The organism is Octadecabacter ascidiaceicola, from assembly GCF_900185015.1.
Lineage (GTDB): Bacteria > Pseudomonadota > Alphaproteobacteria > Rhodobacterales > Rhodobacteraceae > Octadecabacter > Octadecabacter ascidiaceicola.
The window spans coordinates 253,520-267,396 of sequence record NZ_FXYD01000003.1; the positions used below are offsets into that span (position 1 = coordinate 253,520).

15 protein-coding genes are annotated in these 13,877 nt (G+C 54.4%); 1 reads left to right on the forward strand and 14 read right to left on the reverse strand.

Annotated features, from left to right (window positions below; all coding sequences use genetic code 11):
• Window positions 1–102: 102 nt before the first annotated feature.
• From OCA8868_RS10055 to rplO, 12 genes are all read right to left on the reverse strand, one after another.
• Window positions 103–1,119 (reverse strand): amino acid ABC transporter substrate-binding protein, encoded by a 1,017-nt coding sequence (locus OCA8868_RS10055; RefSeq protein ID WP_093996451.1) that lies wholly within the window; start codon window positions 1,117–1,119, stop codon window positions 103–105.
• Window positions 1,120–1,334: 215 nt separating this feature from the next.
• The gene (locus tag OCA8868_RS10060) at window positions 1,335–2,042 is read right to left on the reverse strand and encodes an ATP12 family chaperone protein (protein ID WP_093996452.1); all 708 of its coding nucleotides are present in this window, start codon (window positions 2,040–2,042) and stop codon (window positions 1,335–1,337) included.
• A gap of 9 nt (window positions 2,043–2,051) precedes the next feature.
• Complete coding sequence (locus OCA8868_RS10065) at window positions 2,052–3,095, reverse strand: RluA family pseudouridine synthase (protein WP_093996453.1); 1,044 nt, start codon at window positions 3,093–3,095, stop codon at window positions 2,052–2,054.
• Window positions 3,092–3,466, reverse strand: coding sequence for a fluoride efflux transporter CrcB (crcB, locus tag OCA8868_RS10070; RefSeq protein WP_093996454.1), 375 nt, complete (start codon window positions 3,464–3,466; stop codon window positions 3,092–3,094). The genes OCA8868_RS10065 and crcB overlap by 4 nt, the downstream gene beginning before the upstream one ends.
• A gap of 30 nt (window positions 3,467–3,496) precedes the next feature.
• Window positions 3,497–4,804 carry a replication-associated recombination protein A gene (locus OCA8868_RS10075; protein WP_093996455.1) on the reverse strand — a complete coding sequence of 436 codons (1,308 nt, stop codon included), beginning with the start codon at window positions 4,802–4,804 and terminating at the stop codon, window positions 3,497–3,499.
• 87 nt (window positions 4,805–4,891) lie between these two features.
• Window positions 4,892–5,311 (reverse strand): 50S ribosomal protein L17, encoded by a 420-nt coding sequence (gene rplQ, locus OCA8868_RS10080; RefSeq protein WP_093996456.1) that lies wholly within the window; start codon window positions 5,309–5,311, stop codon window positions 4,892–4,894.
• 133 nt (window positions 5,312–5,444) lie between these two features.
• The gene (locus OCA8868_RS10085; protein ID WP_093996457.1) at window positions 5,445–6,461 is read right to left on the reverse strand and encodes a DNA-directed RNA polymerase subunit alpha; all 1,017 of its coding nucleotides are present in this window, start codon (window positions 6,459–6,461) and stop codon (window positions 5,445–5,447) included.
• Between the two features lie 111 nt (window positions 6,462–6,572).
• Window positions 6,573–6,962: a 30S ribosomal protein S11 gene (gene rpsK, locus OCA8868_RS10090; RefSeq protein ID WP_049833315.1), complete on the reverse strand. Its 390-nt coding sequence runs from the start codon at window positions 6,960–6,962 to the stop codon at window positions 6,573–6,575.
• 15 nt (window positions 6,963–6,977) lie between these two features.
• Complete coding sequence (gene rpsM / locus OCA8868_RS10095) at window positions 6,978–7,346, reverse strand: 30S ribosomal protein S13 (protein WP_093996774.1); 369 nt, start codon at window positions 7,344–7,346, stop codon at window positions 6,978–6,980.
• Window positions 7,347–7,837: 491 nt separating this feature from the next.
• Complete coding sequence (locus OCA8868_RS10105) at window positions 7,838–8,416, reverse strand: adenylate kinase (protein WP_093996775.1); 579 nt, start codon at window positions 8,414–8,416, stop codon at window positions 7,838–7,840.
• Window positions 8,416–9,774, reverse strand: a complete 1,359-nt coding sequence (gene secY / locus OCA8868_RS10110) for a preprotein translocase subunit SecY (RefSeq protein WP_093996459.1) — start codon at window positions 9,772–9,774, stop codon at window positions 8,416–8,418. The genes OCA8868_RS10105 and secY overlap by 1 nt, the downstream gene beginning before the upstream one ends.
• 135 nt (window positions 9,775–9,909) lie before the next feature.
• Complete coding sequence (gene rplO, locus OCA8868_RS10115; RefSeq protein ID WP_093996460.1) at window positions 9,910–10,383, reverse strand: 50S ribosomal protein L15; 474 nt, start codon at window positions 10,381–10,383, stop codon at window positions 9,910–9,912.
• Between the two features lie 213 nt (window positions 10,384–10,596).
• Here rplO and OCA8868_RS10120 point away from each other — a divergent pair, with 213 nt between their 5' ends.
• Window positions 10,597–11,697 (forward strand): acyltransferase family protein, encoded by a 1,101-nt coding sequence (locus OCA8868_RS10120; RefSeq protein WP_093996461.1) that lies wholly within the window; start codon window positions 10,597–10,599, stop codon window positions 11,695–11,697.
• Here the strand turns inward: OCA8868_RS10120 and OCA8868_RS10125 are convergent.
• Both OCA8868_RS10125 and ppk2 read right to left on the reverse strand, forming a co-directional pair.
• Window positions 11,694–12,914, reverse strand: coding sequence for a threonine ammonia-lyase (locus OCA8868_RS10125; RefSeq protein ID WP_245848167.1), 1,221 nt, complete (start codon window positions 12,912–12,914; stop codon window positions 11,694–11,696). The genes OCA8868_RS10120 and OCA8868_RS10125 overlap by 4 nt on opposite strands.
• 66 nt (window positions 12,915–12,980) lie before the next feature.
• Window positions 12,981–13,841 (reverse strand): polyphosphate kinase 2, encoded by an 861-nt coding sequence (gene ppk2 / locus OCA8868_RS10130; protein ID WP_093996462.1) that lies wholly within the window; start codon window positions 13,839–13,841, stop codon window positions 12,981–12,983.
• Between the last annotated feature and the right edge of the window lie 36 nt (window positions 13,842–13,877).

The window sequence follows — 13,877 nt, forward strand, 5'->3', positions numbered from 1 at the left end:
CCGACTGCACGTGAAATAGGAATTTTTTGGTATCGTTTTTGTATGCAAAAAGCATACGCGAAAGGGCGCGATCCGAAGATCGCGCCCTTTGCAGTGTAGTATTTAGCGGAATGGTGGGGAGTAGATCAGACCACCTTCAGTCCACATAGCGTTCAAGCCACGTGCAAGACCGATTGGCGTGTTCTCACCAATGTTCTTTTCGAACAGCTCACCGTAGTTGCCGCCCGCCATGATAGCGTTCTTAGCCCAGTCAGCTTCGAGGCCGAGCATCGCGCCCAGTTCACCTTCAGTACCCAAGAGACGGTTGATCTCTGGGTTGTCGGTGCCAGCGGACAGTTCTGCAATGTTCGCAGATGTCACGCCGAGCTCTTCAGCTGTGATCAGAGCGTTCAAAGACCAACGCGCAACGTCAGCCCATTCGTTGTCGCCGTGGCGAACAAGTGGACCGAGTGGCTCTTTGGAGATGATTTCTGGCAGCAGAACGTGGTCGCCAGGTGCTTCGAATGTCGCACGTGTCGCAGCAAGGCCGGACGCGTCAGTTGTGTAAACGTCACATGCGCCAGCAAGGTACTGCTGCTGAGCTTCTGCGTTTGTTTCGATTGGCACTGGCTCATAGGAGATGTTGTTGGAACGGAAGAAGTCCGCCAAGTTCAGCTCTGTTGTTGTACCAGTCTGGATGCAGACTGTCGCGCCGTCGAGATCCTTAGCGGAAGAAACGCCGAGGTCACGTGGAACCATGAAGCCTTGGCCGTCATAGTAGTTAACGCCAACAAATTCGAACTTCAGGTCGACGTCACGGGAGAATGTCCACGTTGTGTTACGTGCGAGGAAGTCGATTTCGCCAGATGCGAGCGCTGTGAAGCGAGTCTGACCTGTTGTTGGAACGAATTCCACAGCGTTTGGATCGCCGAGAACAGCAGCGGCAACAGCGCGACATACGCCTACGTCGAAACCTTCCCATACGCCGTTGGCGTCTGGGGCTGCGAAACCTACGAGTCCAGTTGTCACACCGCAGTTCAGGGTGCCGCGCGCCTTGACGTCGTCAAGTGTGCCAGCAGCAGCTGCACCAGCAGCAAGACCTGCAACGGTCAGTGCGCCGAGGAGTACTGAATTTTTCATTTATATACCTTCCTGAGTTTCCCTGCGTGAGCCACAGGGTTTTTAGTTCTGTCCAATTGGACAGTGGCGATACGCGTGGGCGAGCCTACGCAATGGGGAGAGAGTGGAGGGATTCCTGCAAAGACGTCAAGGGGCCGACAGATATAAACGAACGAAATCGTCAGAACATTTGGATAGCCAGTACTCGTTTTGAAGTCGATTTGCCTGCGGAGGCCTTAGCTCGCCATTTGGTGGAAACGAGCTGCATGCATAAACGCGTTCTGTTTAATTTCAGCAACTTGTGCATCGTCATCGTCAACGCCCCACTGTTCGGCCTGCCAGTTCTCATCTAGGCGCGACAACTCCCAAGCATCTGACGCCGACAAACGACGTTGCGTAACTGTGAGCGCCAACACCAATGATCCCGACATAGCGACGAGGTCATGCAATGCAGCGAGTTCAAACGATGTTGCAGCAAAAAGAGGCGAAGAGATCGCATTTAGAGCGGTTTCATCCTGTGTGACCGGCATTACCCCCTTCGTCGAAATCAATCGGGCTCCAAAAGCTTCATGCGCCCAATCCAAAAGCGGATCCCACATTTCAATTTGTCGTTCGACGAGTTCCGCGGGGGAATCGGCGCGATAGCAAAGCAAATCACTACCGCCGTACGCGGCGAGCATTGTCGCGACCTCTTCAAACTGAACCGAAACTTTGTCGATCGCGGCGTTCGCTGAACGCGTGAATGGCATAACATTCGGATCAATCTTTTCGTCAACCGCACGCCATTCCGCAGCGATAGCATCACCCATGTCGCGGCTTGGCACGACAAGAGGTGCTTTCGCAGGAGTTTTAACTGCTCGCGTATCAAGCTGAACGGCAAATCCGCCATCCTGCTCGACAACGTTCACATCGGTCCAAAACCGCTTTGCAACCCATTCGCTCATTTCATGACCTCACAACAAACCAGCGAAGGGATCATCGGGCGCATGGGATTCGGCCCAACCAAAGAAACCCCAAGATTTTTCCATGTGCGGCGGAAGCGATGCTTTGATCCACAACTCTTTGCCGGTTTCAGGGTGCTCAATCCGCAAGGACCGCGCGTGCAGATGCAGCTTTCGGCCGATTTCTTCGCCCATACCTGCGCCCCAGCCGTCACCAGGGTTATCCTGCACGTTGGCGGTGCCGTACTTGCCATCGCCAATGATCGGGTGCCCGATTTCAGCCATATGCGCCCGTAACTGGTGCGTGCGCCCTGTAACGGGTGTCATTGCAACCCATGCTGTGCGGTCCGCCAAAGATGTCAGCACGGTGTAATCCGTATGCGCCCGTTTCGCGCCCGGCACCTTATCGACATCGCGTGGATGCACGCACTTCATACGTTCGTTGTCACCCTTAGCGCCGTGGCCGCCCTGCTTCACCAGTCCGTATTTGATCGAACCCAGCTTCGGAATCGGTACGCCAGCGACCAATGCCCAATAGATTTTCTCGGTGTTGCGGTGGCGGAAGGCTTCGGTCAGCGCCTTAGCGGCCATGCGTGTACGCGCAAGGATCAGAACGCCGGATGTGTCTTTGTCCAAACGGTGCACAAGACGTGGCTTTTCATCATAGCCGAACTTCAACGCCTCAGCGAAACCGTCAACGTGGCGTGTCTGCTTGCTACCGCCCTGCGTTGGCAAGCCAGCGGGCTTGTTCAACGCGATAACGTGGTCGTCTTTGTAGATCACGCAGCCTTGGATCAGTTCGATATCCGCCTTTTTCATATCACGCGGGCGGTTCTCGACCTGATCTGCATCAGGCAGCGGTGGAATGCGGATTTTCTGACCGACTTCAACGCGAGTGCTGGACTTTACGCGCCCGCCATCGACTCGGATCTCACCTTTCCGGCACATCTTTTCGATGCCGCCCTGCTGAAGGTGCGGAAAGCGGCGCTTCATCCAGCGATCAAGGCGCTGATCGCCTTCATCAGGGCCGATAGTCAAGTTTTGAACGCGGCTCATGCCAGCACTCCTCGCATGATTAGAATTCCCGCGACGAGTGCCGCGATAGATAGAACAACAGATAAAATAACATAGGTCGCTGCTTGGCCAATTTCGCCACGTTCAAACAAAGTGTACGCCTCAAGTGAGAACGCCGAGAATGTCGTGAAGCCACCCAAGATTCCCGTCATCAGGAACGGGTTCATATGGCTCAGCATTTTTTGTCCGAGATAGACAACCGCCAGTCCCATCAAGAACGACCCGATTATGTTCACAGCCAAAACGCCAATCGGAAAGCCACCTTGCGAACGGAACAGGGCGACTCCCACGCCATAGCGGGCTGCAGCGCCGATGGCACCGCCAAGAGCGACTTGGAACACAGTTGGTATCATGGGCGCGTCATATGCTTTCACTGCAAAGAGTCAACCGTTGCGCTTGTTCCGCAGCTTGGCGAAGTAATCCACACGCTTCTTGAGATCACGTTCAAACCCGCGATCTACAGGCAGGTAATAGACACCGCGTTTCATCCCATCGGGGAAGTAGTTGGCACCGCTAAACCCGTCTTCTGCGTCATGGTCATAGGCGTACCCATCACCATACCCGATATCCTTCATTAAGGACGTTGGCGCGTTTAGGATATGCTTAGGCGGCGGTTCTGATCCTGTCTGCGTTGCAGCGTTCATCGCCGCTTTGTACGCGACATAGACTGCATTAGATTTCGGCGCGAGCGCGAGGTAGGTCAGCGCCTGAGCGAGGGCCAGTTCGCCTTCAGGGCTGCCAAGACGTTCGTAGGTTTGCCACGCCTGCAGGCAAACGTGTTGCGCCTGCGGGTCGGCCAAACCGATGTCCTCAACAGCCATGCGCGTAATCCGACGTGCGAGGAACCTTGGGTCCTCTCCCCCTTTCAACATACGCGCAAACCAATAAAGCGCTGCATCAGGATCGGATCCGCGCACCGACTTATGAAGGGCTGAGATGAGGTTGTAGTGCTCGTCACCGGATTTATCGTAGCGTGCAGCGCGTTTCATCAAACGGGTCGTCAAGGCGTCTGTGTCGAGCTTGGTGTCCACCTTCCACGCTGCGACTTGTTCGATCAGGTTCAACAGCGCGCGCCCGTCTCCGTCTGCCATTTCCAACAGGTTCTCACGTGCGGGGCCATCCAATGGCAATTTACGCTCAAGTTCGGCCTCAGCGCGTTGCGCCATACGCTCAAGGTCTGCGAGGGACAGGCGTTCAAGAACCAACACCTGCGAGCGGGAAAGGACCGCGGCATTCAACTCAAAGCTCGGGTTTTCGGTAGTTGCGCCGACAAGCAAGATAGTACCGTCTTCCATATGCGGCAGGAACCCGTCTTGCTGCGCTCTGTTGAAACGGTGGATTTCGTCGACGAACAACAAGGTGCCCTTGCCGTTCTGGCGGCGCATCTTGGCGGCCTCGAACACTTTGCGAAGCTCAGGAACGCCCGTAAATATCGCGCTGATCTGGATGAAATGCAGATCGGTTTCATCCGCCAGCAGCCGCGCGATTGTCGTTTTGCCTACTCCGGGTGGACCCCAGAAGATCAAGGATGACAATGACCCGGAGGCGAGCATCACCCCAAGCGGCGCCTCTGGCCCAAGGACCTGATCCTGTCCGATGACTTCGCCCAAGTTGCGCGGGCGCAATCGGTCCGCCAATGGGCGGGGCGCTGTGTCGGGCGTTGCCACCCCAGAGTCGAAAAGATCAGCCATAGGTCAAACTAGTGCGCGGATGCTGATGCCACAATGCAAAAGGCCCGCCTGAAACAGACGGGCCTTCGCTAATTCAATTTGGGTCGCTTACGCTTCTGCTGCTTCTTCAGCTGCAACGCGGGCTTTGTCGCCTGCGCCTTTCGCGTCAACGTCACGGTCAACAAATTCGATGATCGCCATTGGCGCCATGTCACCGTAGCGGAAGCCGGCCTTCATTACGCGCACGTAACCACCTTGGCGGTCTTTATAGCGTGGGCCCAAGATGTCGAACAATTTCGCGACATACTTGTCTTGCTTAAGTTGTGCGTTTGCCTGACGACGTGCGTGCAGGTCGCCGCGTTTCGCCAATGTGATCATCTTTTCGATGATCGGACGCAGTTCTTTTGCTTTTGGCAATGTTGTTTTGATTTGCTCATGTTCGATGAGCGAGCCAGCCATGTTAGCCCACAAAGCCTTACGGTGTTCGTGGGTACGGTTTAGGCGGCGGTAACCTCGTGCGTGACGCATGTGTCTTCTCCAATAATGTGCCCTCTACGGGCTGTTTTGCTTTGTCTGGCACTCGATGCGTGTCGAGTACTCTCATTGGGTCATATGACCAGGGTCGTTAGCGGGGGGCCATGTAGCCCCCCAGCCGTATTCTTTAGAAAGAGTCTTCGAATTTCTTCGCAAGATCTTCGATGTTGTCTGGTGGCCAGTCCTCAACGTCCATGCCGAGGTGCAGACCCATGCCTGACAGTACTTCTTTGATTTCGTTCAAAGACTTACGGCCAAAGTTCGGTGTACGCAGCATCTCTGCTTCGGTCTTCTGAATGAGATCGCCGATATAAACTATATTGTCGTTCTTCAGGCAGTTCGCGGAACGAACAGACAGCTCAAGCTCATCAACCTTCTTCAGCAGAAGTGGGTTGAATTCGAGGCCATCATCGTCGTTCGCAGCTTGTGCGGACTCAGGCTCATCGAAGTTCACGAAGATGGACAGTTGGTCCTGCAGGATGCGTGCAGCGAATGCCACAGCGTCGTCCGGCGTGATGGAACCGTCTGTTTCGACCTTCATTGTCAGCTTGTCATAGTCCAGAACCTGACCTTCACGAGTCGGCTGAACGTCATATGAGACTTTCTTGACAGGTGAGTAGATCGCGTCGATGGCCATCATGCCGATTGGCGCATCTTCTGGCTTGTTCTTGTCTGCTGCAACATATCCGTTACCGGTGTTCACAGTCAGTTCCATGTACAAGTCAGCGCCATCGTCGAGGTGACAAATGACGTGGTCTTTGTTCAGGATTTCGATGCCAGCGGATTCGGAAATATCACCCGCGGTAACAACGCCAGGACCCTTGGCTTGCACTTGCAAACGCTTAGGACCTTCAACTTCCATACGGATCGCAACGCCTTTGAGGTTCAGAACAACGTCAGTGACGTCTTCGCGAACACCAGAGATGCTGGAGAATTCGTGCAGCACGTTATCGATCTGAACCGCAGTGATGGCAGCACCCTGAAGGGAGCTCATCAAAATGCGGCGCAATGCGTTACCGAGTGTCAGACCAAAGCCACGCTCAAGCGGTTCGGCAATCACTGTTGCCTGACGCGCAGGATCGTTGCCCGGTTTAACTTCCAATTGAGTTGGCTTAATCAACTCAGCCCAGTTCTTGTGGATCATGTGTCCCTCCATTCTTGTCTGCCCTTCATGTCCAAAAAAGGCAAACGCCCGAGGTTAAAATGACGGATTGGGGCCGCAGACGAACTGCGAACCCCAAGGCGTTAGGATAGTTTAGACGCGGCGACGCTTTGGTGGGCGGCAGCCGTTGTGCGCCATTGGTGTCACGTCACGGATAGATGTGATGTTGAGACCAACAGCCGCCAATGCGCGCAATGCGGATTCACGACCGGAACCAGGGCCCTGCACTTCGACTTCCAGCGTCTTAACGCCGTGTTCTTGTGCTTTCTTAGCCGCATCTTCAGCAGCCATCTGTGCTGCGTAAGGTGTGGACTTACGTGAGCCCTTGAAGCCCATTGTACCAGCAGAGGACCAAGAGATCGCATTGCCCTGTACGTCGGAAATCAGGATTTTTGTGTTGTTGAAAGAAGAATTCACGTGAGCAACGCCAGCGGCGATGTTCTTGGAGACCTTCTTTTTGGTGCGTTTAGGTTCGCGTGCCATTGTTAAAGCCCTCCCTTATTTCTTCTTACCAGCAATGGCCTTTGCAGGGCCTTTGCGAGTACGTGCGTTTGTGGATGTACGCTGACCGCGAACGGGCAGGTTACGGCGGTGACGCAGGCCACGGTATGAACCAAGGTCCATTGCGCGCTTAACGTTCATCTGAACTTCGCGGCGCAGGTCGCCTTCTACGGTGTAGTTTGCGTCGATGTGCTCGCGGATGGCGAGAATTTCGGCGTCGGACAGTTCGTTAACACGACGTGTGAGGTCAATGTTAACCGCTTCGCAAATAGCTTTTGCGGAGGTGTTACCGATTCCGGTGATGTAGGTTAAGGCAATAACAGCCCGCTTTGCAGTCGGGATGTTTACGCCGGCAATACGTGCCACGTGTGCAATTCCTTTTCGTTGCGGGTCCGTCATTCCAGACCCTTTTTTCACAACGTAAGGCCGGAGCGTATTGCTGCCGACCTTAAGTCATATCGAGGTGTTTGGTGCGAGAGCGACTCACACCGATCCCTATTGGGAACGGCGCTGTTTAGGAGGGATTGAGGAGTGGGTCAAGAGGGGCAAGAAACTTGTGCAAAACTTAGAGCCTTTAGCGCCCTGATGTCGATCCAAAAGACTTCAAGATTGCAATGGTCACTCCGATCAAGAAGCCCATCGATAAAGCAAACACCAAATCCTCAACTGTTCGGGCGAACTCGATGCTCGGTGCAAATTCACCCAGCCTATTAACAAGCAGTGTAACGCTTGGAATTAGGATCGTGCTCGCACCCACAAAAATGCCAATTCGTGTTGACCAGCTATTGCGATTCTGCAGCACACTATTCGACAGCTTGTAGGATGAGAAGACGCCCACAAATAGCGTCAAAGCTAAACTAGCCCAATACACCAGCAATCTCAGCCGCGACTTCATCCATCGTGCCTAGACCATCGACGCTGCTCAAATCACCCTTGGCGTGGTAGTAACCGATCAGTGGCGAGGTCTGCTTGTAGTAGGCCATGAGGCGAACTTTCAGGCTTTCTTCGTTATCGTCTGCGCGGGCTTCACCACCTGCCGCAACAGCATCGGCGGCGCGGCCAAGGATACGCTCAACAAGAACCTCGTCATTGACGGCCAGCTCGATCACATGATCCAGTTTCTGACCAAGTTCGGCCATGAGGGCACCCAATGCATCGGCCTGTGCCAACGTGCGCGGGAAACCGTCAAAGATAAAGCCACCGTGGTCACCGCCCGCTTCGAGCTGTTCGCGGATCAAACCGATGACGATCTCATCAGTAACCAATTCTCCTCGGTCCATAACACCGGCAACCATGTTGCCCATTTCAGTGCCGGAAGTCCGTGCTGCACGCAGCATGTCACCAGTGGAAAGCTGCACCATGTTACGCTCATCAACGAGCTTTTGTGCTTGTGTGCCTTTACCGGCACCTGGTGGTCCAAGAAGAATAATATTGATCATTTGCGCTGCGGACTCCGCTTCTTGCCGCCGCGCTTACCGCGCAGCTGGGATTTTTCGATGAGGCCTTCGTACTGGTGTGCCAGCAGATGGCTTTGGATCTGTTGGATTGTGTCCATGCCGACACTCACAATAATCAGCACTGAGGTGCCACCAAAGTAGAACGGGATGGAAAACTGGCTGCGCAGGATTTCAGGCAGCAAGCATACGAGCGCAAGGTAGGCAGACCCCAGAACCAAGATACGTGTCACAACGTAATCGAGATATTCCTGAGTGCGCTTACCAGGGCGAATACCGGGAACGAAACCGTTCTGGTTTTTCAGGTTGTCGGCAACTTCGTCCGTCTTGAACGCAACTTCACGGGTGTAGAAGAACGTGAAGAATACGATCATCGCCGTGAAGAACACGAAGTACAGCGGCTGACCGGGGCCAAAATACGCAAGGATCGTGGACATGATCGGGCCAGACGCCTCGCCGCCGGAGAATGTGGATAGCGTCGTTGGCAACAGCAGCAACGCGGATGCGAAAATCGCTGGAATAACACCGGCTGGGTTAACCTTGATCGGCAGGTGAGAAGACCCACCATCAAACACCTTCATACCGACCTGACGGCGCGGGTACTGAATGTGGATTTTACGCAGTGAACGTTCCATGAAGACCACGAACGCAAGGATCGCGATGACCATCGCAAACACCCCGAGGATCAGACCCCAGTTGTTGGTTTCCTGACCTTGGGCAAGGAAGCCCGCCAGTGCGGCTGGAACTTCAGCGATAATGCCGACGAAGATGATCAACGAAATACCGTTACCGATGCCGCGTGCGGTGATCTGCTCACCCAGCCACATCAGGAACATTGTGCCACCAACAAGCGTAATCACACAGGCGACTTGGAAATAAAGGCCCGGATCAGTGACAAGCCCGCCTGCTTCCAACGATTTCGCCATGCCGAATGCTTGGAACGTTGCGAGCACCACGGTGCCGTAACGAGTGTACTGGTTCAACTTCTTGCGGCCCTGTTCGCCCTCTTTCTTGAGGTTCTTCAGCGGCTCCCACATCGCGCCAAGCAGCTGCACGATAATAGACGCAGAGATGTAAGGCATGATGCCGAGTGCGAAAATGCCCATTCGGGACAATGCACCCCCCGTAAACATCGACAGGATGCCACCGATACCAGCAGCGGCGTCATCCATGAACGCACGCAATTGGTCAGCGTCGATGCCCGGAACCGGAATATACGTCCCGATGCGGTAAACAATAAGGAGACCAAGCGTGAAAAAGATGCGCTGGCGCAATTCTTTGGCTTGGCCAAAGGCGCTCCAGCTTGTGTTCGCGGCCATTTGCTCTGCTGCTGATGCCATTGAGTCGGTGCCTATCTATACAGGTGAACCACGTGGGCTCGATCTAATTATGAAAACGCCGCCAGCGAGGGTGACCAAGCGGCGGCGTCTAAGTCGATTAACGATGTAGTGGGCGTTGCCGCCCCTCACAAGGTGTTATTCTGTCGCTGCCGCAGCTGTGACTGTCAGTTTACCGCCAGCTTTTTCGACTGCAGCAACCGCACCAGCTGATGCGCCAGTAACTTCGATGCTTACTTTCGCAGTGATATCGCCCTTTGCGAGAACGCGAATGCCGTCGAGCTTACGACGAACAAGACCGGACTCAACAAGTGAATCTTCGGTGATTGCTTTACCGTCGAGTTTCTTTTCATCGATGAACTTTTGGATCAGGCCAAGGTTGATAACTGCAAATTTCTTGCGGTTCGGCTTGTTGAAGCCGCGCTTTGGCAGGCGTTGGTACAATGGCATTTGACCACCTTCGTAGCCGCCAATAGCAACACCGGAACGGGATTTTTGACCTTTGATACCGCGGCCACCCATTTTACCGGTGCCGGAACCCGGGCCACGACCAACGCGCTTGCGTGGTTTCGTTGCACCTGGATTGTCGTGAAGTTCGTTTAGCTTAACCATGTCGCTGTCTCCTTGCCGGAAGACCTATCCCAGCGACGGAACAGGCACGCGGCGTTAAAATGAATCAGTGGTCACACATGTGGCCACCACCGGCATATAGACGCGCAGGGTTTTCCGGTCAAGCATTGCCGCCCAGAAACCAACTGGCAAAGGGGTATGTTCTCTGACACAGTGCATCCATTCTTTTCTTAGTTTCCGTTCGTGACGTTCTTGATGCCCTTTAACAAATCCCAAGATCCCGCGATCCCCACCTATTTCGGGTGGATTGACGCATTGCGTGGCCTTGCCGCGATTTGTATCGCCGTTTTCCACTACACACGTTTCTACATGCCGAGTGCTGATGTTCCGGTCATTCCTGTCGCGGTTGAGGACGTTCCTTACACGGCATTCCTTTGGCCGGTCTATCTGTACGGAGAAGAGGCGGTTCGGCTGTTCTGGGTTATTTCTGGGTTCGTGTTCGCCCATGTCTATTGGTCACGGAACACCGATTTCAGGCAGTTTGCCGTGGCGCGATTTGCACGGCTGTATCCGCTGCATTTCGTGACCCTGATAATTGTCGCAGCCCTTCAAATCATCAGCCTAACGGGCACTGGGCATTGGCAAATTGTGGGTAACAACGATCTGAAACACTTCTTTCTTCAGGTTTTCATGTTGGACACCAGTTTGAGCCTATCGGACGGCAATAGCTTCAACGCCCCGATCTGGTCCGTATCTGCCGAAGTTTTCGTCTATATCCTGTTTTTCGCTACGCTACCGCTAACGAAACGCAATCCAGTAATAATGAGCCTACTGTTATCTGCAATTGCCTACGCAGCCCTAACAGTTCGCCCCGATGCGTTTATTATCGGGCAGTGGGTGTTTGTGTGTACGGTCTTCTTTTTTGCGGGCTCCGCATGTTTTGCTGCCTTTCGTGCATTCGGTGGGCGATCATCAAGGGTCGGACTTCTCTTAGCGGGACTTCTTGTCCTCGGATGGCTGGGATTTGAAAACCAGCAGCACAATGTCTTGCTAATTACGATTTGTTGCAGTGTGGTTCTGGCAATGGCTTTGCTAGAAAGCCACTTTACAAAGACCGCCAACGTCATGCGGTTTCTGGGCGACATTAGCTATAGTCTCTACCTGGTTCACATACCGATCCAGATATTTGTGTTGCTTGTCGCGGACATGGTATTTGATGGGGATCGCAGTTTTGCAGCGACCTATTGGGCGCTGCCCGTGTTTTTGGCTGCCAGTATTGGCACGGCGTATCTAACGAACCGATATTTTGAAAAGCCCGCAGCGCGATGGCTTCGACGCCGGTTCGCTAAGCGTTAAACCCCACTGTCCGTCCTCACGTTGAAACCCTGCCCGCGTAAAGTTCCTACGATCGCCTCAATGTGGCCAATGTCACGCGCTTCGATAACCACGTCCAACTCCGCCTGTTTCAGCGATACGGATTGCATCATGCGCTGGTGAATGACTTCGACAACGTTGGCACCCGTTTCCCCGATAATACGCGAAATGTCCGCGAGCTGCCCCGGAGTATCATCGATTTCGAATGTCAGCCGCGTAATGCGGCCATCACGAACCAACCCGCGCAGGATGAGCGTGGACAGCAAGCGGCTGTCGATGTTGCCGCCACAAATCACGAGGCCAATTTTTTTACCCTCATAGGGCGCAATATTCTTCTTTATCACGGCCAGGCCCGCGCCTGGCGCGCCCTCGGCAACCAACTTCTCAGCGGACAGCAGATCAAACACTGCATCTTCGATTTCTGCTTCCCCGGCGACGTCGACGCGATCTACCAACGTCTTAATGATGTCTACGTTGGTTACCGAAGGGGCTTTTACGGCGATGCCTTCGGCGAGTGTGGCGCCGGCGAAGTTAGTACCTGCCCCGTCGAACTGCGCTTTAACGGCGTCAAAAATCTCAGCCTGTGCGCCGATGATCTGAACGTCCGGCTTCACGGACTTCGCAGCAACAGCCATCCCCGCGATCAGCCCACCACCGCCAACAGGAACGACGATGACATCAAGGTCAGGCATGTCCTCTAACATTTCGAGGGCAACAGTTCCCTGCCCAGCCGCCACCACCGGATCATCGAACGGGTGAATGAACGTCAGCCCATCCTTTTCCGCTAGATCGAGCGTGAATTGCACCGAATCGTCAAACCCCCTGCCATGTTGGATGACAGCCGCGCCGAAATCTTCGGTGCGTTTGACTTTGTTGAACGGCGTGCCCTCGGGCATGACAATGGTGCTGGCAATACCAAGACGCGTTGCGTGATAGGCCACCCCTTGCGCGTGGTTACCCGCACTACAGGCGATGACGCCAGCCTGTTTTTGCGCATCGGTCAGGGTCAACAATTTCGCCAACGCGCCACGTGCTTTGAACGCATTGGTGTGCTGCAGGTTCTCTAGCTTGAGATAGAGGTCGATCCCGAGCTGCATCGACAAACGGGTTGCGTGGATAGTCGGCGTGCGAATGGTCGCATCACGGATCGCGCTATAGGTTTGCTGGATCAGCTCAGGGGTCAGGGTCACACGGGCCATTGGGCGCATCCTTTCGCGAAACGGTCCGTGGACTTTCGGTCGTCACCCTGCCCCTGTCAACGCGCGTTAAGCGCGCTTCTGGTCTGGGTGCAAAGATGTCGCCAGAATGTGGTCTGTCTGGTGTAAGACATGACTGGCCTGCCCGACGATTTTGTTGTCCGGTTGGCCAACAATCTTGGTGTCCTTTTCCGGGTATTCCAAACTCGCCAAGAAGTGGCGCATACACGCAAGGCGCGCGCGCTTCTTGTCGTCGGACTTGATCACAGTCCAAGGCGCATCGGCGGTGTCTGTGTAAAAGAACATCGCCTCTTTGGCTTCGGTGTAGTCTTCCCACTTATCGAGGCTGGCTTTGTCGATTGGGCTAAGCTTCCAACGCTTGAGCGGATCAGTTTCACGGGACTTAAACCGCTTGGCCTGCTCTTCCTGAGTAACCGAGAACCAGTACTTATAGAGCTTTACACCGGACCGTGTGAGCATGCGTTCAAACTCTGGTGTTTGGCGCATGAACTCGAGGTACTCGTGTGGCTCACAGAACCCCATGACCCGCTCAACGCCCGCACGGTTGTACCATGAACGGTCATAGAGCACGATTTCACCAGAACTGGGGAGATGCTTGATGTAGCGTTGGAAAAACCACTGGCCGCGTTCTTCGTCAGTCGGTTTGTTCAGCGCCACGACGCGGGCGCTCCGCGGGTTCATATGTTCTGTGAACCGCTTGATCGCGCCACCCTTACCGGCCGCATCACGACCTTCAAAGAGCATGACGAACCGCTGGCCCGTCTCGGCCGCCCAATGCTGCACTTTCAGGAGTTCAGCCTGAAGGTCGGCCTTTTGTTTCTCATACTCGCCGCGCTTCATGCGATCAGAGTATGGGTATTTGCCTTTTTCGAAACCGATGAGCGTCGCGCCGTTCGTTGTATCCGTCATGTGAAGCCTCTTTTTGTTCACATACCGTTAAACACA

Coding starts and splice junctions, on each gene's coding strand:
- OCA8868_RS10055 (WP_093996451.1), bottom strand. CDS start 1,119: ATGAAAAATTCAGTACTCCTCGGCGCACTGACCGTTGCAGGTCTTGCT.
- OCA8868_RS10060 (WP_093996452.1), bottom strand. CDS start 2,042: ATGAGCGAATGGGTTGCAAAGCGGTTTTGGACCGATGTGAACGTTGTC.
- OCA8868_RS10065 (WP_093996453.1), bottom strand. CDS start 3,095: ATGAGCCGCGTTCAAAACTTGACTATCGGCCCTGATGAAGGCGATCAG.
- crcB (WP_093996454.1), bottom strand. CDS start 3,466: ATGATACCAACTGTGTTCCAAGTCGCTCTTGGCGGTGCCATCGGCGCT.
- OCA8868_RS10075 (WP_093996455.1), bottom strand. CDS start 4,804: ATGGCTGATCTTTTCGACTCTGGGGTGGCAACGCCCGACACAGCGCCC.
- rplQ (WP_093996456.1), bottom strand. CDS start 5,311: ATGCGTCACGCACGAGGTTACCGCCGCCTAAACCGTACCCACGAACAC.
- OCA8868_RS10085 (WP_093996457.1), bottom strand. CDS start 6,461: ATGATCCACAAGAACTGGGCTGAGTTGATTAAGCCAACTCAATTGGAA.
- rpsK (WP_049833315.1), bottom strand. CDS start 6,962: ATGGCACGCGAACCTAAACGCACCAAAAAGAAGGTCTCCAAGAACATC.
- secY (WP_093996459.1), bottom strand. CDS start 9,774: ATGGCATCAGCAGCAGAGCAAATGGCCGCGAACACAAGCTGGAGCGCC.
- rplO (WP_093996460.1), bottom strand. CDS start 10,383: ATGGTTAAGCTAAACGAACTTCACGACAATCCAGGTGCAACGAAACCA.
- OCA8868_RS10120 (WP_093996461.1), top strand. CDS start 10,597: ATGCCCTTTAACAAATCCCAAGATCCCGCGATCCCCACCTATTTCGGG.
- OCA8868_RS10125 (WP_245848167.1), bottom strand. CDS start 12,914: ATGGCCCGTGTGACCCTGACCCCTGAGCTGATCCAGCAAACCTATAGC.
- ppk2 (WP_093996462.1), bottom strand. CDS start 13,841: ATGACGGATACAACGAACGGCGCGACGCTCATCGGTTTCGAAAAAGGC.